The organism is Streptomyces sp. NRRL S-1813 (genome assembly GCF_000719605.1).
In the GTDB taxonomy this organism is placed as follows: Bacteria; Actinomycetota; Actinomycetes; order Streptomycetales; family Streptomycetaceae; genus Streptomyces; species Streptomyces decoyicus.
Genome location: NZ_JOHB01000003.1, coordinates 201078 through 223367 on the forward strand (window position 1 = coordinate 201078; position 22290 = coordinate 223367).

Consider the following 22290-nt stretch of genomic DNA (forward strand, 5'->3'; position numbering starts at 1 on the left):
GATTTCGCACCCATGAACTCCGTCACCATCAGAACCCTTCTGGTGCGCGGGATGCTCGCCGGTCTGGCAGCAGGTGTCGTGGCCCTCGTCGTCGCCTTCCTGCTGGGCGAACCGCGGGTGGACGCCGCCATCGCGTTCGAGGAAGCACACAGCCACGGCCACGAGCACGAAGTGGAGGTCGTCAGCCGCGGTATGCAGTCCACCGCGGGGCTGGCGACCGGCGTACTGGTCTACGGCGTGGCACTGGGCGGAATCGCCGCCCTGGTGTTCTGCTTCATGCTGGGCCGGATCGGCCGCTTCGGCGCCCGGACCACCGCCGCCCTGCTGGCCGGCGCCGCGCTGCTGGTCTACCTCGTACCGTTCCTGAAGTACCCGGCGAACCCGCCGGCCGTCGGTGATCCCGACACCATCGGCCAACGCACCGCCCTGTACTTCCTGATGATGCTGCTCGGCATCCTGCTGGCCGTCGGCGCGACGATCCTCGGCCGGCGCCTGGCACCGAAGCTGGGCAATTGGTACGCCACGGTCGCGGCCGGCGCCGCGTTCGTGGTCGCAGTCGGGATCGCGTTCGCCTTCCTGCCGTCCTACGACAATGTGCCGCACGGGTTCCCCGGCACACTGCTCTGGCAGTTCCGGCTGACGACGATCGCCATCCAACTGGTGCTGTGGACCGCCTTCGGGCTGGTCTTCGGTCACCTCGCGGAGCGCATCATCGCGGCGCGGCCCGAGGCCACCACGGCCGAGGCGGCACCCGCCACCTCCTGATCCGGCCTTCACCGGCCGGCACCCCACCGAGGGAGGGCTCCCGCGATCTCTGCGTCGCGGGCCCTCCCTCGTGGCATGGGTGGCCGTCCTCTTCCTCGGCCCGCCGCGTCAGGACAGACCGGGGATGCCCTCCAGATGCGGCAGATCGTGGTCGAGGCGCTCCCGTTTGGCGCGGAGGTAGCGGATGTTCTCCGCACGGGGCGTCATCAGCAGCGGGACCTGTTCGGTGACGGCGATGCCGTACCGCAGCAGCGCCTCGCGTTTCCGCGGATTGTTCGACAGCAGCCGCACGGACCGGACGCCGAGGTCCTGGAGCATCTCCGCCGCGACGCCGTAGTCGCGGGCGTCGACGGGCAGTCCGAGCGCGATATTCGCCTCGACCGTGTCCAGTCCGCCCTCCTGTAGCTTCATCGCCCTGAGCTTGGCCAACAGTCCGATCCCCCGGCCCTCGTGGCCCTGGAGATAGACGAGAATGCCGCGGCCTTCCGCCACGATCGCGCGCAGCGCGGCGGACAATTGATCGCCGCATTCACAGTGGGTGGAGGCGAAGACATCACCCGTGAGGCATTCCGAATGCACGCGGGTCAGCACCGGCTCTCCCACGACATCGCCGTGGACCAGCGCCACTTGCTCGATCCCGCTGCGGCGGTCCAGATAGCCGACGGCGAGAAATTCACCGTATGTCGTGGGGAGCCTGACCGTCACCACCTGTTCCACGCCCGGTTTCTGGCCGAGGGCATCATCGATTGCGACACGGAGGTCGGTGTGTGCATCGTCGTCGGGGTCCATCATGGCGCGATCGTACCCGCGTGGGGAATGGATCGTCGGTAGTCACTCAGAACACAACAAGTATGCTGCGACAACCATGACTCGGTGAGTCAGCGACGAAAGGCCGCAGCCCACGATGACCGCTTCGGGACACCCGACTTCGGCGCCCGGCCTCTTGCCGGCGGACACCACGGAGGACGTACGCGCACGACGGCCGACGATGGCCGTGCTGCCCATCGGCAGCTTCGAACAACACGGTGCTTACCTGCCGTTGACCACCGATACCGTCATCGCCTGCACCATCGCCCGGGAGGTGGCCGCCGGCCGGGCCGTCCAGCTGCTGCCGCCGCTGACGGTGTCCTGTTCGCACGAACACGCCGCCTGGCCGGGGACCGTCAGCATTTCGGCCCGCACCCTGCATGCGGTCGTCACGGACATCGCCGATTCGCTCCGCAGGTCCGGTATCGGCACCCTGATTCTCGTCAACGGGCACGGCGGAAATTACGTGCTGCGCAATGTCGTTCAAGAATCCGCAGGGAGCGGCGTGCGGATGGCGCTCTTCCCCGGATCGGCCGACTGGGACGCGGCCCGCACCCGGGCCGGGGTGCAGACGTCCGGGCACACCGATATGCATGCGGGAGAGGCCGAGACGTCCATTCTGCTGGCTGCCCATCCCGAATTGGTCAAGGAAGGCTATGAATCAGCGGATTGCGTCGCCGATGACCGGAAGCAGCTCCTGACACTGGGCATGTCGGCCTATACCGAATCCGGGGTCATCGGGCGCCCGTCCCTGGCGTCCGCCCGGAAGGGGAAGGAATTGCTGACAGGTCTGGTCGAGGCATTCGAGGAATATGCGGCGCTGTTGGGCGCAGGAACGGAAGCCCATGACTGAGGTACTCGACGCGGCGGCCGCCTGGAACCGGCTGCGGGCCATCCGTACGGCGGACGAGGCGCAGGCCGCCGGGCTGGTGGCGGACGGCGACGGCGGACTGCGCTGGCAACGGCCCGCCACGCCCGAGGCGGTGGAGCTCGCCGGACGCTATCTGCCGCTGTGCCTGGCCGGCCCGCGGGTCGCGTTCGCGCAGCTCGGGCAGAGTCTGGACGGTTTCATCGCGACCCGTACCGGCGATGCCGACTATGTCACCGGGGCGGAGGACCGCTGCCATCTGCACCGGCTGCGCGCGCTGGCCGATGCGGTACTCGTCGGGGCCGGTACCGCCGTGGCGGACGATCCGCGGCTGACCGTACGCGCCTGTACGGGGGACAATCCGGTGCGGGTGGTGCTCGATCCGCGGGGCCGGGTGCCGCTGCACAGCGGGGTCTTCACCGATGGTGCCGCGCCGACGCTGTGGGTGGTGGGGCCGGACGCCGGCGCCGTGCCCGGGGACGCCGGCGGCGGCGTGGACGTCATGGTGCTGCCGGACGCGGACGCGTTCGCCCCGCGGCGCCTGCTGGCGGCGCTGGCGCGGCGGGGTCTGGGGCGGGTGCTGATCGAAGGGGGCGGGGTCACCGTGTCGCGCTTCCTCCAGGAGCGGGCGCTGCACCGGCTGTATGTCACCGTCGCACCGGTCCTGCTCGGCGACGGCATCCCCGGCCTGCGGTTTCCCGGCACGCCGGTGATGCGGGAGGCGCTACGCCCGCCGTTGCGGCGCGCCCTGCTCGGCGAGGACACGCTCTTCGAACTCGAACTGCGGGCGTTCGGTGCGCCATCCGGCGGACCGGCGGACGAGCAGCACGGCGGCGCCCGGGAGGCCGGCGACGAAGGCGAGCACACCGTAGATCACGGCAGTGGTGAGCCCCTGCGCCGCGCCTAGCCCGGCGGCGCCGAAGGCCCAGGCGGCGACGCCCTCCCGCGGGCCCCAGCCGCCGACGTTCAGCGGCAGGGCCATCGCGAGCAGCGCCAGCACCACCAGCGGCACGAGTTCGCTGGTCGGTGCGGTGGCTCCCGCGACCCGGGCGGCCAGCACGAACATCCCGAGGTAGCCCGCCAGGACCGCCACGGAGGAGAGCGCGACGCCGGGCCAGACACCGCGGGCCAGCAGACCTTGGCGCGCCTCGGCGAGTACCGTGCGCACGGCGCGTTCGGCGCGCGAGGCGCCCCGGCGACGGCGCAGCCGGACCGCGACCGCCACCAGCAGCACGCCCGCCGTGGCCGCGGCCAGCGCGACACCGGGCGAGGTGAGGAAGCCGGCGACCGGCGCCAGGACGGGCGAGGGACGGGCGAGCAGCACCACCGCACCGGCGACGAGCAGGACGAACTGGCCTGCGGTGCGCTCCAGGACGACCGCGCGTACACCCCGGCCGAGGTCACCGGAGTGACGGCCGTGGCGTACGGCGCGGTGTACATCGCCCAGCACGCCGCCGGGCAGCGCCGCATTCAGGAACAGCGCCCGGTAGTAGTCCGCGACGGCCCCGCCCAGGGGCAGCCGCAGACCGAGGCCGCGGGCCACCAGACACCACCGCCAGGCGCTGAACACCGTGGTCAGCAGGCCGATCGCGAGGGCGGCGAGCAGCGTGGCGGCGTCGATCCGGCGCAGACCGTCCAGGAAGGCGTCGGATCCCAGATGCCACACAAGCGCCACCAGAATGCCCAGTCCCGCGAGCAGCCTGAGCCACGCCGCCCAGCGGGACTTGTTCATCCCGCGCTCCTGGACGAGGGTCCGGGCAGCGCCAGCAGATCGGTGTGGTGCACCGCGACGGTCAGCTCGCCCGCCGCGCACTCCTCCAGCCGCCGCCGCAGATAGGCCACCGCTTCCGGTGCCAGCTCGGGCCGCTGGGAGTGCGCGGCGCCGACCCAGCCGCGCAGCCATTCGGCGGTCAGCGCGGATTCCGCACTGCCCAGCCGCCATGCGCTGGGCCGCACCAGAACGGTCGCACCGCGCCGCTCGAACGCCGTGACCGCCGCCGCGATCGCGTCCGGCCCGAGCAGGCCGCGGCCCTGGTCCGTGCGGCGCTGATGGTCGTTGAAGGCGTCGGCGATCTCGGCGTCGAGCGGATCGGACGGGGTCAACTCGACCCGTCCGGCGACCGAGAGCGCCAGCAGCGCCGGACAGCCCGCGCCCACACAGGCCTCGGCGAGCGCCTCCACCTCGTCGCGGGTGAGCAGATCGAGCAGTGCGGAGGCGGTCACCAGCGAGGTGCCCGCGAGGTCGTCGGCGGTGAGGGTGGCCAGATCGCCGCGCTCGGTCGTGGCGTCAACGGGCGTACCGTCGGCGGCCGTTACGGGCATCCGCGCACCGGCGTGGTCGAGCAGCGCGGGATCGAGGTCGTAGAGGACCCAGTGCTGCGGGCCGGGCAGCCGGACGGCGAGCCAGCGCCCCATCGAGCCGGTGCCGCACCCGAGATCACGGATCACCAGATCGCGCGGGCTCCCGGGCGGGCCGACGGGCGGCGGCTGCGCGGCCACCCATTCCAGCAGCGGATGCAGCAGCTCCGGTGCGCGGGCCGCGGCATCGGCGCGCTCCCGCAACTCCAGCCACCGCGGGGCGAATCGGGGCCTTCCGGTTACGTTCACCGCATGCTCCGGGTCTCGTCCCGAAGCCGTTCCAGCGCTCCGGCCAGACTGTGCGACGTCATCTCCCACCCCTCCAGCATGGCACGCCGTCCGCGTGCCGCATTCTTCAACCGGTCACGCAATTGCGGATCGTCCAGCCAGCCACGCAGCGCCTCGGCAAGGGCCGGTGGCCGTCCGGACGGGACGAGGAGGCCGGGCACGCTGCCGTCGGGCGCCTGCCCGACCGCTTCCGGAACCCCGTCCACCGCCGTCGCCAGCACCGGGATCCCGCGTGCCAGCGCCTCGGTGATGACCATGCCATAGGTCTCGGCATACGAGGTCAGCACCAACAAATCCGCCGCGGCGTAGCGCGCTTCCAGGTCGGCGCCCGTCTGCGGCCCGGTGAAGGCGATCCGGTCGTCGAGGCCGGACTCGGCGACGATGCTTTGCAGTTGGGCGGTGTAACCGGGATCACGGTCGAGCCCGCCGACGCATACGCAGCTCCAGGGCAGCTCGGTGACGGCCGCGAGGGCCTCCACCAGGAGGTGCTGCCCCTTGCGCGGGGTGACCGCGGCGACGCACAGCAGCCCCGTGGCGCCGTCGGTGCCCGGTGCGAGGGGCGCGGCGTCGGCTCCCGGCCTGGCGACATGGACCCGCTCCGCCGCCAGCCCGTGATGGGCGACCAGCCGGCGGGCGGCCCAGTCGCTGGTCGCGACGACGCTCCCCACGGCGTGCAGGGTGCGGCGTTCGCGGGCGTCCAGCTCCGTCGCCACGGCGGGGTCGAGCCCGGTCTCGTCGGCCAGCGGCAGATGGACCAGTACGGCGAGCCGCAGCCGCCCCGCCTCCGGGACGAGGATCTCGGGGACGCCGCAGGCGACCAGGCCGTCGAGGAGGACCACGGCGCCGTCGGGCAGCGCCGCCAGGTGCCGCGCCAGCCCCGTGCGGGCCGCGGCGTCCGGCTGCGGCCAGCTTCCGGGCGCCGCGTACGGGCGCACCTGCCAGCCCGCCGCCGGGAGGTCGCGGCACACCCGGCGGTCGTAGGTGTTGCCGCCGCTGGGTACCGCCGGGTCGTCGACGTCACCGGGCAGGACGAAGTGCACCACACGCTCCGCCGCCGCGGTGGCGCCGGTACGGGTCACAGGGTGCGCTCGTACGTCGCCCAGGCGATATGCGATTCATGCAGGGTGACCGATATCCCGGCCAGCTCGCGGGCGCTTTCCCCGAAGTTGCCCGCCTCGATGCGGTCGGCGAGCCGGTCGGCGATGACCTTGGCCAGGGCCTCCGTCGAGGTGTTGATGCCGGCGAAGGCGGGCTCGTCGTCGAGGTTGCGGTAGTTCAGCTCTCCGACCACGGCGCCGAGTTCCTGGGTGGCCAGGCCGATGTCGACGACGATGTTGTCGGCATCCAGCTCCGCGCGGCGGAACGTGGCGTCCACGATGAAGGTCGCGCCGTGCAGGCGCTGCGCGGGTCCGAAGACCGCGCCACGGAAGCTGTGGGCGACCATGAGGTGATCGCGGACGGTGATGCTGAACAAGGCCGTTCCTCCGGTGTGATGTCGGTCTCAGTGAGGTGTCGTCGTGGGGGCGAATTCCGGGTGGATACCCAGGCGTTGTCAGCCGTCCGCCGGCCCGTACCGGATGCGGTGGCACAGTGCCGGGAGGTCGCCGGAGGCGAGCCGGGGCAGCAGCGTCGGCAGGTCCTCGAAAGCGGACTCGCCAGTGATCAGCGCGTCGAAGGCGGGGTCGGCGAGCAGGTCGAGCGCGACCGCGAGCCGGTCGGCGAAGGTACGGCGGGGCCGGGCCGGGGACACCGTGCCCACCTGGCTGCTGCGGACGACCAGCCGGCGGGAGTGGAAGGCCTCCCCCAGCGGCAGGCTGACCTGCCGGTCTCCGTACCAGCTCAGCTCGATGACGGTGCCCTCCGGGGCGAGCAGTTCGAGCGAGCGCGCCAGCCCTTCCTCGGTGGCGCTGGCGTGCACGACCAGGTCGCAGTCGCCCAGCGCGTCCGCGGGCAGCGCGAAGTCCACACCCAGTGCCGTGGCGGTGGCGGCGCGCGCGGGATCGGCGTCCACCAACTGCACCCGGACCCCCGGGAAGCGGGCGAGGACCGCCGCCACGCTGGAGCCGACCATGCCCGCCCCGACCACCGCGATCCGGTCGCCGACCAGCGGCGCGGCGTCCCACAGCGCGTTCACCGCGGTCTCGACGGTGCCCGCCAGGACGGCACGCTCGGCGGGGACGGTGTCCGGTACGGGGGTGACGGCGCTCGCCGGGACGACGAAGTGCGTCTGATGCGGATACAGGCTGAAGACCGAACGGCCCAGCAGGTCGGGCGGGCCTTCCTCGACGACGCCTACATTGAGGTAGCCGTACTTGACCGGTGCGGGGAAGGCGCCTTCCTGGAACGGCGCCCGCATCACGGTGTGCTGGCTCTCGGGGACGCCGCCACGGAAGACCAGGGTCTCCGTTCCACGGCTCACTCCGGAGCAGACCGTGCGCACCAGAACCTCGTCATCGGCGGGGTCCGGCAGGTCTACCGTCCGGATCTCGCCCTGACCTGGAGCGCTTATCCAAAAGGCACAAGCGACGCGCGGCATCGGGATCCTCCTGGACGCTACGGCGTTGGTTCATCAATGCTGGGGATCATGAGGACGCCGTCACCCTACGCGGCGCCCTTCGAGTCCGCTACACATCCCGGGAGGCAGGGTGGCCGTACAAGAGCGCTACGACACAAGGCCGTTCGGACCGGACATTACGGCCGGTATGGGTGTGCAACTGCTGGTACTGGAGGTCCTGTGCCGAGTGTCCGGCCTGGGCACCATCGGGTGGCTCACGGGGTGCGTCTTCGCCGTCGCCACCTGGGCCGTGCTCACCGTCGCGCTGCGCCGGACGTGGACCACGTCGTTCGGACCGGCCAACCGCGTCACACTGGCCCGCACGATCCTGGTCGGCGGGGTGACCGCGCTGGTCGCGGACTCCTTCGGCCGGCCGGTACCGGTCACGGTGCTGATCGCCTTCGCCGCCGTGGCGCTGATCCTGGACGCGGTCGACGGGCAGGTGGCCCGGCGCACCGGCACGGCGACCCCGCTGGGGGCGCGCTTCGACATGGAGGTCGACGCCTTCCTGATCCTGGTGCTCTGTGTCCATGTCGCCATCCCGCTGGGCGCCTGGGTGCTGAGCATCGGCCTCATGCGCTACGCCTTTGTCGCGGCGTCGTGGGTGCTGCCGTGGCTGCGCGGTGACCTGCCGCACAGCATGGCCCGCAAGACCGTGGCGGCGCTTCAGGGCGTCGTGCTGGTCGTGGCCGGTGCCGGGATCCTGCCGCGGGCGTCGGAGGTCACCGTCGTGGCCATGGCTCTGGGACTCCTCGTGTGGTCCTTCGGGCGGGACGTCGCGTGGCTGTGGCGGGCCGGGAAGGGGGCGGGTGGAACGCCTGTGACGGGCGTCCCCGAGCGGGTCCCGGCCGGCGTCCCTGTCACGTCCCGGCGTGCCGGCCCAGATAGATGACCAGCGCCAGGAAGACCAGCAGCAGATTGGTCACGACGATGGAGAGCAACACCTGTCGCCACAGGCTGCGTCGTGGTGCCCGGTGGGCGAGCAGCACCGCACCGGGCAGCCGCGCCAGCTGGGCCCCGGGACGCACCACGGCCGTACGGGCCAGGCGGACGCCGCAGCGCGGCGAGGTGCGGCGGCGGGCGGCGCTCTCCGGGCAGGCGCGGCCGTGTCCGCGCGCCGTGCGGAGCGGTCCTCGCCCGGGGGGACGTCCCCGGCAGGGCCGTACGGTCCCCGGCCCGGAGGGCGTGGGTATGCAGGTGCGTGAGCGGACCGCCCGCCACGGCGGCGGCCCCTTGCGCCTCGGTGCGCCGGCCATCTGCGATCACCCTTTTCCGGTGGTGAACGAGCGGACCGCTCCCGTGCGGTGACCGTGCAAGCGGCGGAGCGAGCGGGTCATGAGACGGCCCCCACCCCGCCGGCCGCCGGCAGTGCGCCGGTCTCGGCCTGCCGCAGTTCGGTGAGGAGCGCATGCTGCCCGGCGAGCACTTCGGTGAGGACCCGGCCGGCGGCGCTCAGCAGCTCCGCGACCTCTCCTCCGGCCAGCTCGTAGACGACGGTGGAGCCGCTGCGGGTGGCCGTCACCAGGCCCGAGCGGCGCAGGACCGCGAGCTGCTGGGAGAGCGCGGACGGCTCCACTTCGAGGGCGGAGAGCAGACTCCGCACCGGCATCGGCCCGCTCTGGAGAAGCTCCAGCACCCGGATGCGGACCGGATGCCCCAGCATCCGGAAGAAGTCGGCCTTGGCCTGACAGAGCGGAACCCAGGCGCCGTTCATATGCGCGCCCCGCTTCCGGGACCGTGCGCGGACCGCGCCGCGCGCACCCGTATACGTACCGATTCGGCGAAACCGCCCACGCATGTCCTCCGCGTTCAGGCCGACCGGCCATCGCGTCATCTGTTGAATTGCGGAATTCTGCAACTGTAGACGACCGGGGCGGGAGACTTGAATGGGTGTGCCGGACAAACCGGGGCCCGTGCGGCACTGTTCTCCCGGCGTGCCCCTCCCCCGCTGCCGCCGGCCTGCCGGTCCTGCCGCCCGCCCCGGCCCGTGCTGCGGCATCTCCGCGAACTCTGCGGCGCCCGGAGGCAGTTACCGTACCCGCGGCCGGGTTCCGCCGCGGCGGCCGCCGGGCGGCTTGCACCGGATGCGGATGCCGAAGCCGCGGACTGCGCCCGTAGTGCGTGAATCCGCTGGACAGCCCCCCACCCTCCAACCGCATAGTGACGCCCATGACTTCACTGGTGCGCCACCTCACGATCGACTGCTCCGACGCCTACCGTCTGGCGAGCTTCTGGGCTCAGGTACTGGACGGAACGCTGGCCGAGGACGACCTGCCGGGTGATCCGGAGGCCACGGTCACGGCCGCGGGCGGCGCGCTGCTGTTCGTCACGGTGCCCGACGCCAAGGCCGGGAAGAACCGGGTGCATCTGGATCTTCAGCCACAGGACCGCGGCCGGGACGATGAGGTCGAGCGGCTGCTTGCGCTCGGCGCGACCTCGGTGGCCGACCATCGGCGGGCCGACGGGACCGGCTGGGTGACGCTGGCCGATATCGAGGGCAACGAGTTCTGTGTGGAGCGCAGCGCGGCCGAGCGGGCGGGCTGACCTTTATACGGCCCCGTCTCCGCGAGGGCGAGCGGGGGGCGCCCGGCTGCCGGCCGGGCCCCGTGGTGTCCGGTCCCGGCCCCCTCCCCGCACCCGTTCAGCGGCGCCCTCCCCGCGGCCGTTGGGGTGATCAAGCGCCTCCGCGGCCCTGAGCGGGTGTCGTCGGCCCGGCCTGGCGCGTTGGTCTTCCGTGACCGTTTCCCGCGCCCGACCGTGGTTTCTGCCGACCAGCCTCGCGGCCTTCCTGACCGAGGTGGAGCCGGACGGGCCGGCTGACGACCCGTCGGACGGCCGGCCCGGTGCCGCGTCCGACACGCCGGACGGCACCCCGCCCGATACCCGGTCAGCTGATTCCGGGCCGACCGGTTGCCCGCCGTGCACCGGTGCGTCCGGCACCGCCGACGAGGAGCCCTGGAAGCCCGCTGACCGGCCCTGATCGGCAGTCCGGTGAGGGGCGGGGCAGCGGACTTGACGGCGTGTCGAAAGCTGGCCGCTGCACACACCGTCATCGTCGGGTCACCACATGTGGCGAGCGGCAGTGATCGCCCATAGCTTCGCCTCATGGCGCTACGACAGATGAAATACATGGGCTGTGTCGCCGCGATGATGATCGGCGGACTCGGCGCGGCATCGCCGTGCGACACAACGCAACGACACGTCGTCCACCCCGGTGAGTCGATCCAACGGGCGGTGGACAGAGCGAAGCCGGGCGACACCGTCTTCCTCCGGCCCGGTCACTACCGGGAGAGCGTACTGATCCGCAAGTCGCGGCTGCGGCTCGTCGGTGCGGGGCGGAAGACGGTGATCAGTCCGGCAGGCAAGCGGGCCGCGAACGCCTGCGGGCAGAGCGGCAACGGGATCTGCGTCGTCGGCACGGGGGGCAGGCCGCTGCGGGACGTCAGCATCCGCTCGCTGACCGTCCAGGGCTTCAAGAAGAGCGGCATCTGGGCGTCCCGCACCGACCGGCTGTCCGTGCACGACGTCGCCTCGCGGAAGAACGGTGTGTGGGGCATCGCTCAGGAGAGGTCCACCCGCACCGTGATCCGGGACAACGCCGCCATCGACAACGGTGACGCGGGCATCTTCCTGGCGAACACGGTCAAGGAGGAGGGCGGGGCCACCGACACCCGGGGGGCCAGGATCACCGACAACCGTCTCTCGCGGAACCGGATCGGCATCACGGTCCGGCGGGTCAGAAACCTGATGGTCGCCCACAACAGCATCACCGGTAACTGCGGCGGAGTGTTCGTCGTCGGCGACGAATCCCGCCCGCGGGCGGGAAAGCTGACCGTCCGGAACAACACCATCCTCAAGAACAACAAGCACTGCCCCGGCAACAGCCGACTGCCGTTCATCCAGGGCTCCGGCATCATCCTCACCGGCGCCGAGCACACTCTGGTGACGCACAACGACATCCGGGGCCACGTCGGCAAGTCCCCGCTCTCCGGCGGCATCGTGCTGTTCCGCAGCTTCGTGAAGACGACCAACGAACGCAATCTCATCAGCGAGAACCTCGTGCTGCACAACAAGCCGGTGGACCTGGCCAACCGGGACCCCAAGGGCAAGGGAAACCGGTTCGTCCGCAACGTGTGCCGGACCTCGGAGCCGGCCGGTCTGTGCCGACGGCACGGGGAGCACCGGGCGCACCCCTCTTCAACGGGAGAATAGAGGCGGAATGACCACCGTAAGTCCCACCCCCCAGCCGGCCATGCGGCTCCGGGAGCTCGTCTTCGGAGCCGCCTGTGCGGCGGCCGTACGGGCGGCGGCGCAACTCGGCGTCGCCGACGCGCTCGGCGACCGGCCCACCACCGCGGAGGAACTGGCCACCGCGGTGAAGACCGAGGCGCGGCCGCTGGAACGGCTGCTGCGCGCCCTGTCCTGCTACGGGATCTTCGCGGAGACCGACGACGGAAAGTACGTCCACACGGACATGTCCCGGCTGCTGCGGGAGGACTCCCCCAACAGCCTGCGCTATATCTCCCTGTGGTGCACGGAGCCGTGGACCTGGGAGGCCTGGCCGAAGCTCGACGACGCGGTGCGCTCCGGCCGCAGCGTCTTCGACGACCTGTACGGCAAGGGGTTCTTCCAGTACCTGCACGAGGACGCAAGCGACTCGGCCGAGGTCTTCAACCGGGCGATGACCACCTCCAGCAAGCAGTCGGCGCAGGACATCGCGCAGCTGCTGGATCTGACCGGGGCGTCGTCGGTGGCTGACATCGGCGGCGGTCAGGGGCATGTGCTCGCCAGCCTGCTGGAGAAGCACCCCGCCCTCGAAGGCACCCTGCTCGACCTGCCCACGGTCGTGGCGCACCCGGACCCCCGGCTGACGGACGGCGGCCCGCTCGCCTCGCGGGTGCGGATCGTGCCCGGCGACTGCCGCGAGGACATCCCGGTCCAGGCCGATGTCTACATCATCAAGAACATCCTGGAGTGGGACGACGAGAGCACCCGCAGGACGCTGCACAACGTCGTCAAGGCCGCGCGTCCCGGCGCCCGCGTCGTGATCATCGAGAACCTCGTCGACGACAGCCCCTCGATGAAGTTCACCACCGCCATGGACCTGCTGCTGCTCCTCAACGTCGGTGGTGCCAAGCACACCAAGGCGAGCCTGGTCAGCCGCATGGCGGAGGCCGGCCTGAAGGTCGGCGAGATCCTGGTCGTGAATCCGTATCTGCACGCGTTCGAGTGCACCGTCCCCGAATGAGCAAGGCCCGGCACGGCAGGTCGCCCGGTGAGGAGCAGCATCCTCACCGGGCGACCTTGCCCTTGTCCGGGCCCGCGCGGGAGCCGGGGGATCGCCCCGGCTCCGCGTACGCGTCAGCCGCTGCCGTCGCGCTGCCAGCTGTAGAACTGCTGGGCCATCGCGTCCTTGGGGCTTCGCCAGGTCTCCGGGTCGTACGCGCTGACGAAGGCGGACAGCTTGTCGCTGACGGCGCGGAACTCGGGGTGTTCCGTCACCTTGGCGATCTCCGGGCCGGGCGGCCGGTCGGATGCGATGAGGTGCAGATACACGTCACCGAACTGGAAGAGGGTCCGTCGCGAGACGCCGACCAGATGCGGCAGTTCCGTACCGTCCGAGGCCTTGAAGACCTCGGCGATGTCCGGAGCCGAACCGGGCGCCATGCGAGCGACGATCAGAGCGTGATGCATCGGGGGGATCCCTTCGTTGCCGCCGGGTGGCGGTCCGAACACGGCCTGCCGGGCCGTCAGCTGACTGCGGTGGACCGGAGCTCGCGGTCGCGCTGCTCGATCCGGTCCCGGATGAGCTCCATCTGGATCCGGGAGTTGCGGTTGATGAGCTCGGTCATGCCCTTGTCGTCGACCGGGGCATCGGGCTTCATCGCAAAGTCCTGGGTCCAGTGCATGGAGGTGCCGCCCGGGATCTCGGCGTACTTCCAGTGGATGTCCATGTGCGCGAACGGGCCGGTCTCGACGCGGCGGGCGCGGACGGTGCGGTTCTGCCGGTCGACGACGCGCTCGGAGACCCAGCTCCAGACGGTGCCGTTGTCGTCCGGGTGCATCGTCAGCCGGAAGGTGGTCTTGTCGCCCTCCCGGGACAGCACCTCGACCGAGGCGTACTCGCTGAACAGCTGCGGCCAGTTCTCGATGTCGTTGGTGAGGTCCCAGACGAGGTCGAGGGGCGCCGCGATGGTGATGTCGTTCTCGGTGTGGCCGGGCATGTCATGCTCCTGTCGTAGATACGTTGTCCTTGGCGGCTTTGACGGTTTGTGCTGTTTGCGCGGCGTTGACGAGGTCGAGGAAGTCGCGCGGCGTCTTGCAGCGCTCCGCGTCGGTCGGCATCGTCCGGCCCTGCCGGTTCTCCAGCTCGCCGACGATGCCGAGGAGGCCGAGCGAGTCCAGGCCGAACTCGGTGAAGGTCGCGTCGGGCCGGTTCGCCAGCTCCTTCGGGTCGACGGTGAGGCCGGCGGCGGACTTCATCAGCGCCGCCAGCTCATTGAGCGTCAGTTGAGCGTTCATGTGCGGTTCTCCTTCTCACGAGGGGGACCCGGAGCCCTTCCGCAGCACCATTGCTGCGTTCGAGCCCATGAGTCCCCGGCTCAGCACCAGCGCCGTCCGCAACTCGGCAGGGCGGGCCCGGCCGGTCACCACGTCAAGGTCATGGCAGACGTCGACGACGTTGGGGGTGGGCGGCACGACGCCCTGCTCCATCGCGAGCACCGCGGCAGCGGTGTCCAGAACAGGGGCGCCGCAGTACGCCCGCCCGGTGCCGGTCTTGGGTGCGGTCACCGGGACCTGCGAGGCGTGCCGGCCCAGGGCGTCCGCGATCGCCAGCGCCTCGGCCCGGTCGGCCGCAGGGACGCCGAGCGCATCCGCGAACACCACATCGATCTCCTCCGGGGCGCACCGCGCGTCCTCCAGTGCACCTCGGATGGCATGCGCGAGCCCGTCCCGGGACGCCTCCCACCGGGAGGCCCCGGTGAAGGTCGCGGCGTGCCCGGCCAGCAAGGCCCGGACACTCGCCCCGCGGCTCACGGCCGCCGTCTCTTCCTCGACGATCAGCATCGCGCCGCCCTCGGCGGGCACGAATCCGCACGCGCCACTGGTGAACGGGCGGTAGGCGCGGGCCGGATCGTCGAGCGTGCTCAGATCGTCGTAGCCGAGCTGGCAGACGACCGAGTAGGGGGCCAGGGGCGCCTCGGCGGCGCCCACGACGACGGCATCGGTGCCGCGCCGAATCGTGCGGCCGGCATGCGCCAGGGCATCCAGACCGCCCGCCTCGTCGCTGGCCACGACTCCGCACGGCCCCTTGAAGCCGCCGCGGATGGAGATCTGTCCGGTGCTCGCCGCGTAGAACCAGGCGATGGACTGGTACGGGCCGACATGGCGGGAGCCCTGGCCCCAGAGCCGTTGCAGCTCCCGCTGGCCGAACTCGCCACCGCCCGATCCGGCGGCCGTGACGACTCCCACCGCGAACGGCGAGTCGTTGTAGTCGGCACGGCCGAGACGGGCGTCGTCCATCGCGAGGTTGGCCGCCGCCATGGCGAAGTGGGTGAACCGGTCGGTCTGGACGAGGTAGCGCTCCTCGATCAGATCCGCCGGATCGAAGCCCCGGACCTCACCGGCGACCTTGAGCGGAAGATGCTCGCACCCCTCACGGGTGACGCGGTCCAGGACGCTGATGCCCTCCACCGTCGCCTTCCAGAAGGTCTCGGTGCTCACCCCGTTGGGGGCGATGACACCGATGCCGGTGACGACGGAATGACGTTCCTTCGGGGAGCTCATGATGCCCTCCCACCCTGTCGGGTCAGTACCACCGCTGACTGGAATCCACCGAAGCCGCTGCCGACCGAGAGCACCGAACGCAGCGGCAACTCCCGTGCCGTCTTGGGCACATAGTCGAGATCGCACTCCGGGTCCGGGGTTTCGTAGTTCGCCGTGGGCGGCACCACCTGGTGGGTGAGTGCCAGCACACAGGCCACGATCTCGATCGCGCCGATCGCCCCGAGCGAATGGCCCACCATGGATTTGATGGAGCTCATCGGCACCTTGCGGGCATGCGCACCCAGCGACCGCTTGACCGCGGCCGTCTCGTGCCGGTCGTTCTGCTGGGTGCCCGAGCCGTGCGCGTTGACGTAGTCCACCTGGGTGGCGTCGATCCTGGCGTGGCCGAGTGCGCTGTTGATCGCCTCGGCCATCTCCAGGCCTTCCTGGGTGAGACCGGTCATGTGGTACGCGTTGCCGAAAGTGGCGTAGCCACGGATCTCACAGTGGACGGTCGCGCCACGGGAGCGCGCGTGTTCCAGCTCCTCCAGGACGAGCACGGCACCGCCCTCGCCCATCACGAATCCGTCGCGGTGGGCGTCGAACGGCTTCGAGGCGTGGGCGGGATCGTCGTTGTTCGCGGACGTCGCCTTGATCGCGTCAAAACAGGCCACGGTGATCGGGGAGATCGGCGAGTCGGACGCGCCGGCGATGCACACATCGACCCGGCCCTCCTCGATGGAGTGGAAGGCGTAGCCGATGGCGTCCAGGCCGGAGGTGCAGCCCGTGGAGACGGTCTGCACCGGGCCGTGGGCGCCGATCTGTTCCGCCACCGCGGAGGCGAGCGAACTCGGGGAGAACGCCCGCTCCAGATGGCGGCCGGCCGGCCGGTGGTCGACATCCCACCGTGCACCGTGGTTGCTGACGGCGACATAGTCGTGTTCCAGGCGCGTGGTGCCGCCGACCGCGGTGCCCAGGGACACCCCGATACGCCAGGGGTCCTCGGACTCCGTGTCCAGACCGGCGTTGCGCAGCGCCTCGTCCGCAGCGACCATCGCGAACTGGATGTACCGGTCCGAGCGGGCCACCTGCTCCTCGCTCAGGCCGTGGGCCGCGGGATCGAAGTCGCACTCGGCAGCGATGCGCGAGCGGAACCCCTCGGGATCGAAGAGGGTGATGCCACGTGTCGCCGTGCGGCCCGCGGACAGCAGGTCCCAGAAGGCGGGCACACCCACTCCGCCCGGAGCGACGATCCCGACGCCGGTGACCGCCACACGGCGGGTCATGACACCGGCTCCGTACGTTCCGGTGGTGCGGCCGGTGTGCTCTCCTCCGTGCCCTCGGTGTCGACATGACCGAGCTCCGGACGCGGGGCCAGCGGACCGAGGTGGAAGACCATACGGGCCTCCACGTCCCCGACATTGCGGAAGCGGTGCCGCATGTACGGGGGGATCAGCAGTCCCTGGTCCGGGCGCAGCGGGTGCGGTTCCCCGTCGAGGTCCACTTCGAGCGCGCCTTGGACGACGTACACGAACTCCTCGGAGTAGGGGTGGTAGTGCTCGCCGATGCGCTCGCCGGGCTGCACGAGTGCCATGCCCATGAAGCCGCTCGTGGCACCCACCGCGCTGGGCGTCAGCATGGCGCGCAGATCACCTCCGCGACGGCGGTTGGGCTGAGTCTCGCTGAGGTCCACGATGCGTGGGCGGTGCGTGGTCATGGCTGCTTCCTCCAAGGGCGTGGTGCCGGCGGGTTGGATGAGGGGAGAGACCTGCCGTGGTCGGGCGCAGTCAGACGCCCGGTGCCCGGCGGTCGGTGACCAGGGCCATGTCGGCGCGCTCGAGGAAATGCGCGATCTCACGGTCGTTGGACAGACCGCCGGCCACGTCGGTGTCGAGCAGACGCCGCAGCACGGACGTCTTGCGGGGACCGCGCACGCCGAGCGCCAGCACAGGATCGCTCTCGATCGGGATCCGGAGATCGATGAGGCGCACGACCACGTCGTCACGCTGGAAGACGGTGCTGCCGGCGATGGGGCAGGCCGGATCGTCCGCGGCCAGCTCGTCCTGGCGGGCGAGCATCTGGGCCAGCGTCATGCCGCACCCTTCCTTGGCGGGGTAGAACAGCGCATGCCGCCGGATGCCGTCGGGCTGCGCTCCGCCCGCCGCGACGTGGTGCACCGCGGGCAGTGCGGCACGGGTGAAGAACACCCGGGCGGAGTTCGGATCGCTGAGGTCGCGGTCCTGCTCCAGGTACGGGTTGATGGCCTCCTCGACGGCCCGGACCTCGGGCTGCTGCGAGATGTGACGCAGCGCCGCGACCAGGTCGCCCTGCACCTCGACCGCGCGCACGACGCGGTTGCCGTGCATGAACAGGGAGGTGCGGCGCAGCCGCGTGGTGTCGTCGACCCGGGCCTCCGGGGAGGTGTACCCGGCGAGGATGTCCGCGACCATCGATTCGCTGCCCGGCTTCACGGTGAAGGTGAGCGCGTGCCGGACCACACCGTCGCCGACGCGGGGGTTTGCCTGGAGGCGGCCCTTCGGGGGCTCGGGCGCGAGGCTGGCGATGTTCGAGGTCTCGCGCAGGACGCTGAAGCGCAGCGACCGGGTGTCCCGGACGCAGCTGTGCAGCGGCTGAACCATCTTCACGTGTTCCTCGCTGTTGACCCAGGCGAGGAACGGCGGTGCGCTCTCCCATTCACTGGTGATGAGCCACTGGGAGGGGTTCTCGATGGACTGGCACAGCTGGTCGGTGATGTGCCCGGGAACGGACGCGACCTGGTTGCGCAGGTGCTCGTAGGCTTCCAGGAAGCGCTGCTGGGCTCCTTCGTGGAGGTCCAGGAGCAGCACGACCCGAAGGCGTGAGCCGTCGAAGGCTGACTGGGATATTCGTTCCGACAGCGTGGTCATCGTCTACGCATCTCCTTCGGGGCCCGACGGCCCCAGTGGTGCGTCGTCAGTTCCGGTACGAACCGGGTGACTGAGCCGGATGGTGGGGGCGGCCTGCCCGGTGTCGCGGGGGCGTCCCGGATTCGATCGTGGCCGGGACCCACGGGTGGCGCGAGATCTGTGAGCCATGCAGGTGAACCGTGATCGAACAGGCCCTGAGCCGGGCATTCGTGCTCCATCTGCCGTAAGCGTCCCTGGAGCTGGAGCACGCAATGAATCCCACCGTCGAAGACCGGGTGCCGGTACTCGTCGTGGGCGGGTCCCTGGTCGGCCTGTCCGCGTCGCTGTTCCTGGGGCGCCTTGGTGTCAGACATCTGCTGGTCGAGAAGCATTCGGACACCTCCCGCCACCCGCGCGGGCGGGGGAACAACGTCCGCACGATGGAGCTGTTCCGGGTGGCCGGGGCGGAGCAGCGGATCCGCGAGGCCGCGTCGACCCTGGCCGACAACCACGGCATCCTCCAGACGCCCTCGCTCACCGGCGACGAGCAGGAGTGGCTGTTCAAGGAGATCGACCCGGGCGGCGGGCTGGCCCGTATCAGCCCGTCCGCCTGGTGCCTGTGCAGCCAGAACGACCTCGAACCGGTACTGGTGCGCTGTGCCCGCGAACAGGGCGGTGACCTGCGGTTCTCCACCGAACTGAGCTCTTTCGAGCAGGACGCGCAGGGGGTGCGGGCGACCCTCAGGAACCGGGAGACCGGCGAGCTCAGCACCGTGCACGCGGACTACCTCATCGCAGCCGACGGCCCCCGCAGCCCGGTCCGGGAGCGGCTGGGCTTCGGGCAGACCGGGCCCGGCGACCTGTTCCACAACGTGAGCATCACCTTCCGCGCGCCGCAGCTCGCGGAGGTCGTGGGCGACCGCCGCTTCATCGCCTGCTACCTGACCAACCCCGAGGCCGACGGCGCCCTGCTGCCGGTGGACAACCAGGCGGACTGGGTCTTCCACGCCCCCTGGCACCCCGACCGGGGCGAGACCCTGGAGGACTTCACCGACGAGCGGTGCATCGACCACATCCGCCGGGCAACGGGCGTACCGGACATGGCGGTGGAGATCACCGGCAAGGCGCCGTGGCACGCCGCGGAGCGGGTCGCCGAACGGTACGCGTCCGGCCGGGTCTTCCTCGCCGGCGACTCGGCCCACGAGATGTCCCCCACCGGGGCGTTCGGTTCCAACACCGGCATCCAGGACGCACACAACCTCGCCTGGAAGCTCGCCGCCGTGCTGAACGGCTCGGCGGGTCCCGAGCTGCTGGAGACGTACGAGGCGGAACGGCAGCCGGTGGCACGGGAGACCAGCGCCCGCGCCTCGGCGCGCTCCGCCGAGCACAGCCACCCGGGGTATGCGCCGGCGCCCGGCGCGGGCGGTGGCCGGCAGCGCGGGGTGCTCACCGTGGCCCTGGGGTACTGCTATCCGCAGGGCGCGGTCGTCGGCGCCGACCCCGAACTCCCGGTGGTACCCGACCAGATGCGGCTGACGGGCGAGCCGGGCACCCGCGCCCCGCACATGTGGCTGCGGGCCGGCGGCGAGCGGCGCTCGACCCTCGATCTGTACGAGAAGTCCTTCGTCCTGCTGACCGGCTCCGAGGGCGAGATGTGGCGCACCGCGGCCAAGGGCGCCATCGAGCGGTTCTCCCTCGGGCTGGACTGCTATCTGATCGGCACCGGGCCGGACGACGATCTGGTTCCGGAGGACGGCGTCGACTGGGCCGAGAAGCACGGGACGACGTCCGAGGGCGCGGTGCTGGTACGCCCCGACGGTTTCGTGGCATGGCGGGCCGAGGGACGGGTGGCCGACCCCGAGGCGGCGCTCCTGGAGGTCCTCGAAGCGCTGCTGGGCCGGAGCTGACCCGCCCGGCCGCCTCCGTTCCGTTCGAACGGAGGCGGGCCGGGTGCGGTGACACACGGGGCTGCTGATGACGGAGGGACCGGTGGGACATCCGCCGGTCCCTCCGGCGCGCGAACGTATCTTCTGCCCGTCACCACCGCAGGGGCATCTGGGGACCGTCCCGGCCGCGTCCCGCAACTCGGGGACCGATTTCCGGTTGAGTCCGGGCATGGATGCCAAGAAGCCCGCGTCGCACCCCTTTCAGCGCATCTCCCTGCCCCACCAGCCGCCGGCGCTGCCGCCCCCCGCCCCGCAGGCGCGCCGTCCGGCCGAGGAGCAGACGCCGATCTTCGACCAGCTGCTCAAGGAGTGGCGCTCGGGGGAGATCCGGCCGGTCGTGTCCTGGCCCGTCGACGATCCGGGGAAGATCAGGACGGGGGCCGCTGTGGGGACGGATGATGGCCGTCCGTATCCGCGGACCCGTGACGAGGAGCATGACCGTGAGCCTGTACGACATCCCCCTGCGCACCCTGACCGGTGAGCCCGCTTCCCTCGCCGACTACCGGGGCAAGGCCCTGCTGGTGGTGAATGTGGCGTCCAAGTGCGGGCTGACCCCGCAGTATTCGGGTCTGGAGCGCCTTCAGCAGCGCTACGGGGACCGTGGCTTCACTGTGCTGGGCTTTCCCAGCAACCAGTTCGCGGGCCAGGAGCCCGGCACCGCCGAGGAGATCGCCACCTTCTGCTCGGCGACGTACGGCGTGAGCTTCCCGCTGTTCGAGAAGACCGATGTCAACGGCGAGGACCGGCATCCGCTGTACGCGGCGCTGACCGGCACCGAGGATGCCGAGGGGGCGGCCGGCGACATCCAGTGGAATTTCGAGAAGTTCCTGATCGACGCCCGGGGCCAGGTCGCGGGCCGCTTCCGGCCGCGCACCGAGCCGGAGGCCGAGGAGCTGGTCGGCGCCATCGAGGCGGCCCTGCCGGCCTGAGCCGGGGGCGCGCCGCTCGCCGGGCGGTGGGCGGGGGCTGTCCGGCGGGCGGCGTACGGGGCGCACGGCCGGGCGGCGGAGCGCGGGTCAGGCGACGGCGGTGCCGGCGGCGTCCGTGAGCCCGGCTGATCCTGTGGGCTCCGCCGATCCGGCGGGCCCGGCCTCGTCCTCGGCGCCGGTCTCGTCGGAGGCGACGTCGAAGCTGCCGGTCAGCCCGGTCATCCGCAGCAGCCGCGCGACGCTCCCGCCGCCGGAGACACCCGTCAGCCGCAGCCGGCCGCCCCGCTGCCGCGTCCGGTAGCGGGCGCGGCTCAGCAGGGACAGTCCGGCGCAGTCGATGAACGTGACCGCACGTACGTCGACCACGAGGTCGACGCCCTGGGTACCGGTGATCTCGTCCAGCCGGTCGGACAGCACCGACACGGCGAGAATGTCCAGCTCACCGCGGAGTTCCAGCACGGTCGTGCCGCCCGCCGCGTGGCTGGGCCCCACGAGTCTCGGGTAGTACTGACCTTCATCCATCGACCCGGCCCACTTTCGTGCCGAGACGCGGGATATGGCCACGCGTCTGCGGCGGAGATGTTCGGTAGATGTGGGGGCGCCCGGCGCAATCCGGGCGGGTCGGCCCGTTTCCGGGTCGTCGGTGGTGCGGAGGTGTGGCGTCTGTGTCCCTGCGTTTCTGCTGCTGTGCCCGTAGTCGTCTACGGCTTACCCGCACTCCGCGCCCTCAAAGTTCCGGCGCACGCCAGAGCTTGAGGTTGTCTCAAAGTCGCCCCTTGCGGGCGTGGCCGATATAGGTGGCCAAGGGCCTGACCTCGGGGGCACGTGCCCAGGCGACGACGGCCTTGATGGCGTCGTCGGTGAGACGGCCGCTGCGGCGCGCCACTGACCACGGAGAACGCCACCCGGCCGCCCGGCCCCGGCCGGATCCGCTCGGGCCCGGCACCCAGGAGATCAACCCCGCTGACCAGGTGATCGGCCCGCTGACCGCCTCCCGGCCCCCTCCCCCGGACCACCGCTCCGAGGGCACCTCAATAACACTCTTTCGGGCGAATTAGACTGTTCGAACCGCCCGAATGTGAGAGGTGTGCCCTGAAGCCGTCGGATCCTGCGGGAGAGCTCC

The 22290-nt window shown here is 71.2% G+C and carries 26 protein-coding genes and 1 pseudogene; 10 read left to right on the forward strand and 17 right to left on the reverse strand.

The window, feature by feature from the left end; all coding sequences use genetic code 11:
- The first annotated feature begins 12 nt into the window (after positions 1 to 12).
- The gene (locus tag IF67_RS0108055) at positions 13 to 765 is read left to right on the forward strand and encodes a CbtA family protein (RefSeq protein ID WP_030983569.1); all 753 of its coding nucleotides are present in this window, start codon (positions 13 to 15) and stop codon (positions 763 to 765) included.
- A gap of 108 nt (positions 766 to 873) precedes the next feature.
- On the opposite strand, the gene ribA is transcribed toward IF67_RS0108055, so the two are convergent.
- Positions 874 to 1554, reverse strand: coding sequence for a GTP cyclohydrolase II (gene ribA, locus IF67_RS0108060; RefSeq protein ID WP_051817809.1), 681 nt, complete (start codon positions 1552 to 1554; stop codon positions 874 to 876).
- Positions 1555 to 1669: 115 nt separating this feature from the next.
- On the opposite strand from ribA, the gene IF67_RS0108065 reads away from it, so the two are divergent.
- The gene (locus IF67_RS0108065; protein WP_030983573.1) at positions 1670 to 2425 is read left to right on the forward strand and encodes a creatininase family protein; all 756 of its coding nucleotides are present in this window, start codon (positions 1670 to 1672) and stop codon (positions 2423 to 2425) included.
- Positions 2418 to 3056: pseudogene (locus IF67_RS41210) on the forward strand (RibD family protein); the annotation flags it as partial. The gene IF67_RS0108065 and the pseudogene IF67_RS41210, both read left to right, overlap by 8 nt.
- Before the next feature lie 108 nt (positions 3057 to 3164).
- Here IF67_RS41210 and IF67_RS0108075 read toward each other — a convergent pair.
- The 5 genes from IF67_RS0108075 to IF67_RS0108095 all read right to left on the reverse strand — a co-directional run bounded on the left by IF67_RS0108075 (position 3165) and on the right by IF67_RS0108095 (position 7622).
- Positions 3165 to 4172 carry a lysylphosphatidylglycerol synthase transmembrane domain-containing protein gene (locus IF67_RS0108075; RefSeq protein ID WP_030983576.1) on the reverse strand — a complete coding sequence of 336 codons (1008 nt, stop codon included), beginning with the start codon at positions 4170 to 4172 and terminating at the stop codon, positions 3165 to 3167.
- Entirely contained in the window at positions 4169 to 5047 is an 879-nt protein-coding gene (locus IF67_RS0108080; RefSeq protein WP_030983577.1) for a class I SAM-dependent methyltransferase, read from the reverse strand. Before IF67_RS0108080 ends, IF67_RS0108075 begins: the two co-directional genes overlap by 4 nt.
- On the reverse strand, positions 5044 to 6165 hold the full coding sequence (locus IF67_RS0108085) for a glycosyltransferase family 4 protein (protein ID WP_030983579.1): 1122 nt from the start codon (positions 6163 to 6165) through the stop codon (positions 5044 to 5046). The genes IF67_RS0108080 and IF67_RS0108085 overlap by 4 nt, the downstream gene beginning before the upstream one ends.
- Positions 6162 to 6560: a 6-pyruvoyl trahydropterin synthase family protein gene (locus IF67_RS0108090; RefSeq protein WP_030983581.1), complete on the reverse strand. Its 399-nt coding sequence runs from the start codon at positions 6558 to 6560 to the stop codon at positions 6162 to 6164. The genes IF67_RS0108085 and IF67_RS0108090 overlap by 4 nt, the downstream gene beginning before the upstream one ends.
- Before the next feature lie 78 nt (positions 6561 to 6638).
- A complete protein-coding gene (locus tag IF67_RS0108095) occupies positions 6639 to 7622 on the reverse strand; it encodes a zinc-dependent alcohol dehydrogenase (protein WP_030983582.1) in 984 nt (327 codons plus the stop codon).
- A gap of 109 nt (positions 7623 to 7731) precedes the next feature.
- On the opposite strand from IF67_RS0108095, the gene IF67_RS0108100 reads away from it, so the two are divergent.
- Positions 7732 to 8532 carry a CDP-alcohol phosphatidyltransferase family protein gene (locus IF67_RS0108100; RefSeq protein ID WP_420708618.1) on the forward strand — a complete coding sequence of 267 codons (801 nt, stop codon included), beginning with the start codon at positions 7732 to 7734 and terminating at the stop codon, positions 8530 to 8532.
- Here IF67_RS0108100 and IF67_RS44700 read toward each other — a convergent pair.
- Positions 8501 to 8671, reverse strand: a complete 171-nt coding sequence (locus tag IF67_RS44700) for a hypothetical protein (RefSeq protein WP_234341016.1) — start codon at positions 8669 to 8671, stop codon at positions 8501 to 8503. The two genes, IF67_RS0108100 and IF67_RS44700, sit on opposite strands and share 32 nt — an antisense overlap.
- Positions 8672 to 8973: 302 nt before the next feature.
- Complete coding sequence (locus IF67_RS0108110; RefSeq protein WP_030983587.1) at positions 8974 to 9354, reverse strand: ArsR/SmtB family transcription factor; 381 nt, start codon at positions 9352 to 9354, stop codon at positions 8974 to 8976.
- Positions 9355 to 9809: 455 nt separating this feature from the next.
- Here IF67_RS0108110 and IF67_RS0108115 point away from each other — a divergent pair, with 455 nt between their 5' ends.
- The 3 genes from IF67_RS0108115 to IF67_RS0108125 all read left to right on the forward strand — a co-directional run bounded on the left by IF67_RS0108115 (position 9810) and on the right by IF67_RS0108125 (position 12888).
- Positions 9810 to 10184, forward strand: a complete 375-nt coding sequence (locus IF67_RS0108115) for a VOC family protein (RefSeq protein WP_030983589.1) — start codon at positions 9810 to 9812, stop codon at positions 10182 to 10184.
- Between the two features lie 561 nt (positions 10185 to 10745).
- Complete coding sequence (locus IF67_RS0108120) at positions 10746 to 11852, forward strand: right-handed parallel beta-helix repeat-containing protein (RefSeq protein WP_051817779.1); 1107 nt, start codon at positions 10746 to 10748, stop codon at positions 11850 to 11852.
- Positions 11853 to 11859: 7 nt separating this feature from the next.
- The gene (locus tag IF67_RS0108125) at positions 11860 to 12888 is read left to right on the forward strand and encodes a methyltransferase (protein WP_030983592.1); all 1029 of its coding nucleotides are present in this window, start codon (positions 11860 to 11862) and stop codon (positions 12886 to 12888) included.
- Between the two features lie 113 nt (positions 12889 to 13001).
- Here the strand turns inward: IF67_RS0108125 and IF67_RS0108130 are convergent, their stop codons facing one another.
- The 7 genes from IF67_RS0108130 to IF67_RS0108160 all read right to left on the reverse strand — a co-directional run bounded on the left by IF67_RS0108130 (position 13002) and on the right by IF67_RS0108160 (position 18313).
- Positions 13002 to 13334 (reverse strand): TcmI family type II polyketide cyclase, encoded by a 333-nt coding sequence (locus tag IF67_RS0108130; protein WP_030983593.1) that lies wholly within the window; start codon positions 13332 to 13334, stop codon positions 13002 to 13004.
- A gap of 56 nt (positions 13335 to 13390) precedes the next feature.
- Positions 13391 to 13864, reverse strand: a complete 474-nt coding sequence (locus tag IF67_RS0108135; RefSeq protein WP_030083345.1) for an SRPBCC family protein — start codon at positions 13862 to 13864, stop codon at positions 13391 to 13393.
- Between the two features lies 1 nt (position 13865).
- Positions 13866 to 14162 carry an acyl carrier protein gene (locus tag IF67_RS0108140; RefSeq protein WP_030983595.1) on the reverse strand — a complete coding sequence of 99 codons (297 nt, stop codon included), beginning with the start codon at positions 14160 to 14162 and terminating at the stop codon, positions 13866 to 13868.
- Positions 14163 to 14177: 15 nt separating this feature from the next.
- Entirely contained in the window at positions 14178 to 15428 is a 1251-nt protein-coding gene (locus tag IF67_RS0108145) for a ketosynthase chain-length factor (RefSeq protein ID WP_030983597.1), read from the reverse strand.
- Positions 15425 to 16693 (reverse strand): beta-ketoacyl-[acyl-carrier-protein] synthase family protein, encoded by a 1269-nt coding sequence (locus tag IF67_RS0108150; RefSeq protein WP_030983599.1) that lies wholly within the window; start codon positions 16691 to 16693, stop codon positions 15425 to 15427. The genes IF67_RS0108145 and IF67_RS0108150 overlap by 4 nt, the downstream gene beginning before the upstream one ends.
- Positions 16690 to 17124, reverse strand: a complete 435-nt coding sequence (locus IF67_RS0108155) for a cupin domain-containing protein (protein ID WP_030083353.1) — start codon at positions 17122 to 17124, stop codon at positions 16690 to 16692. The genes IF67_RS0108150 and IF67_RS0108155 overlap by 4 nt, the downstream gene beginning before the upstream one ends.
- 70 nt (positions 17125 to 17194) lie before the next feature.
- Positions 17195 to 18313 carry a SchA/CurD-like domain-containing protein gene (locus IF67_RS0108160; protein ID WP_030983601.1) on the reverse strand — a complete coding sequence of 373 codons (1119 nt, stop codon included), beginning with the start codon at positions 18311 to 18313 and terminating at the stop codon, positions 17195 to 17197.
- 251 nt (positions 18314 to 18564) lie between these two features.
- On the opposite strand from IF67_RS0108160, the gene IF67_RS0108165 reads away from it, so the two are divergent.
- The 3 genes from IF67_RS0108165 (at position 18565) to IF67_RS0108175 (ending at position 21167) form a co-directional block, all read left to right on the forward strand.
- Positions 18565 to 20199, forward strand: a complete 1635-nt coding sequence (locus IF67_RS0108165) for an FAD-dependent oxidoreductase (protein WP_030983603.1) — start codon at positions 18565 to 18567, stop codon at positions 20197 to 20199.
- 208 nt (positions 20200 to 20407) lie between these two features.
- On the forward strand, positions 20408 to 20719 hold the full coding sequence (locus IF67_RS0108170; RefSeq protein WP_030983604.1) for a hypothetical protein: 312 nt from the start codon (positions 20408 to 20410) through the stop codon (positions 20717 to 20719).
- On the forward strand, positions 20679 to 21167 hold the full coding sequence (locus IF67_RS0108175) for a glutathione peroxidase (protein ID WP_030983606.1): 489 nt from the start codon (positions 20679 to 20681) through the stop codon (positions 21165 to 21167). Before IF67_RS0108170 ends, IF67_RS0108175 begins: the two co-directional genes overlap by 41 nt.
- A gap of 87 nt (positions 21168 to 21254) precedes the next feature.
- Here IF67_RS0108175 and IF67_RS0108180 read toward each other — a convergent pair whose 3' ends face one another.
- Entirely contained in the window at positions 21255 to 21689 is a 435-nt protein-coding gene (locus IF67_RS0108180; RefSeq protein ID WP_234341017.1) for an STAS domain-containing protein, read from the reverse strand.
- A gap of 241 nt (positions 21690 to 21930) precedes the next feature.
- Positions 21931 to 22053, reverse strand: coding sequence for a hypothetical protein (locus IF67_RS45690; RefSeq protein ID WP_267959182.1), 123 nt, complete (start codon positions 22051 to 22053; stop codon positions 21931 to 21933).
- Positions 22054 to 22290 lie beyond the last annotated feature (237 nt).

Excerpts from the sequence above, each read along its gene's own strand:
- IF67_RS0108075 (WP_030983576.1), bottom strand. The coding sequence starts at position 4,172 with ATGAACAAGTCCCGCTGGGCGGCGTGGCTCAGGCTGCTCGCGGGACTG.
- IF67_RS0108055 (WP_030983569.1), top strand. The coding sequence starts at position 13 with ATGAACTCCGTCACCATCAGAACCCTTCTGGTGCGCGGGATGCTCGCC.
- IF67_RS0108150 (WP_030983599.1), bottom strand. The coding sequence starts at position 16,693 with ATGACCCGCCGTGTGGCGGTCACCGGCGTCGGGATCGTCGCTCCGGGC.
- IF67_RS0108120 (WP_051817779.1), top strand. The coding sequence starts at position 10,746 with ATGGCGCTACGACAGATGAAATACATGGGCTGTGTCGCCGCGATGATG.
- IF67_RS0108125 (WP_030983592.1), top strand. The coding sequence starts at position 11,860 with ATGACCACCGTAAGTCCCACCCCCCAGCCGGCCATGCGGCTCCGGGAG.
- IF67_RS0108180 (WP_234341017.1), bottom strand. The coding sequence starts at position 21,689 with ATGGATGAAGGTCAGTACTACCCGAGACTCGTGGGGCCCAGCCACGCG.
- IF67_RS0108165 (WP_030983603.1), top strand. The coding sequence starts at position 18,565 with ATGAATCCCACCGTCGAAGACCGGGTGCCGGTACTCGTCGTGGGCGGG.
- IF67_RS0108160 (WP_030983601.1), bottom strand. The coding sequence starts at position 18,313 with ATGACCACGCTGTCGGAACGAATATCCCAGTCAGCCTTCGACGGCTCA.
- IF67_RS0108155 (WP_030083353.1), bottom strand. The coding sequence starts at position 17,124 with ATGACCACGCACCGCCCACGCATCGTGGACCTCAGCGAGACTCAGCCC.
- IF67_RS0108130 (WP_030983593.1), bottom strand. The coding sequence starts at position 13,334 with ATGCATCACGCTCTGATCGTCGCTCGCATGGCGCCCGGTTCGGCTCCG.
- IF67_RS0108140 (WP_030983595.1), bottom strand. The coding sequence starts at position 14,162 with ATGAACGCTCAACTGACGCTCAATGAGCTGGCGGCGCTGATGAAGTCC.
- IF67_RS0108110 (WP_030983587.1), bottom strand. The coding sequence starts at position 9,354 with ATGAACGGCGCCTGGGTTCCGCTCTGTCAGGCCAAGGCCGACTTCTTC.
- IF67_RS0108145 (WP_030983597.1), bottom strand. The coding sequence starts at position 15,428 with ATGAGCTCCCCGAAGGAACGTCATTCCGTCGTCACCGGCATCGGTGTC.
- IF67_RS0108095 (WP_030983582.1), bottom strand. The coding sequence starts at position 7,622 with ATGCCGCGCGTCGCTTGTGCCTTTTGGATAAGCGCTCCAGGTCAGGGC.
- IF67_RS0108065 (WP_030983573.1), top strand. The coding sequence starts at position 1,670 with ATGACCGCTTCGGGACACCCGACTTCGGCGCCCGGCCTCTTGCCGGCG.
- IF67_RS0108115 (WP_030983589.1), top strand. The coding sequence starts at position 9,810 with ATGACTTCACTGGTGCGCCACCTCACGATCGACTGCTCCGACGCCTAC.
- ribA (WP_051817809.1), bottom strand. The coding sequence starts at position 1,554 with ATGGACCCCGACGACGATGCACACACCGACCTCCGTGTCGCAATCGAT.
- IF67_RS0108135 (WP_030083345.1), bottom strand. The coding sequence starts at position 13,864 with ATGCCCGGCCACACCGAGAACGACATCACCATCGCGGCGCCCCTCGAC.
- IF67_RS0108170 (WP_030983604.1), top strand. The coding sequence starts at position 20,408 with ATGGATGCCAAGAAGCCCGCGTCGCACCCCTTTCAGCGCATCTCCCTG.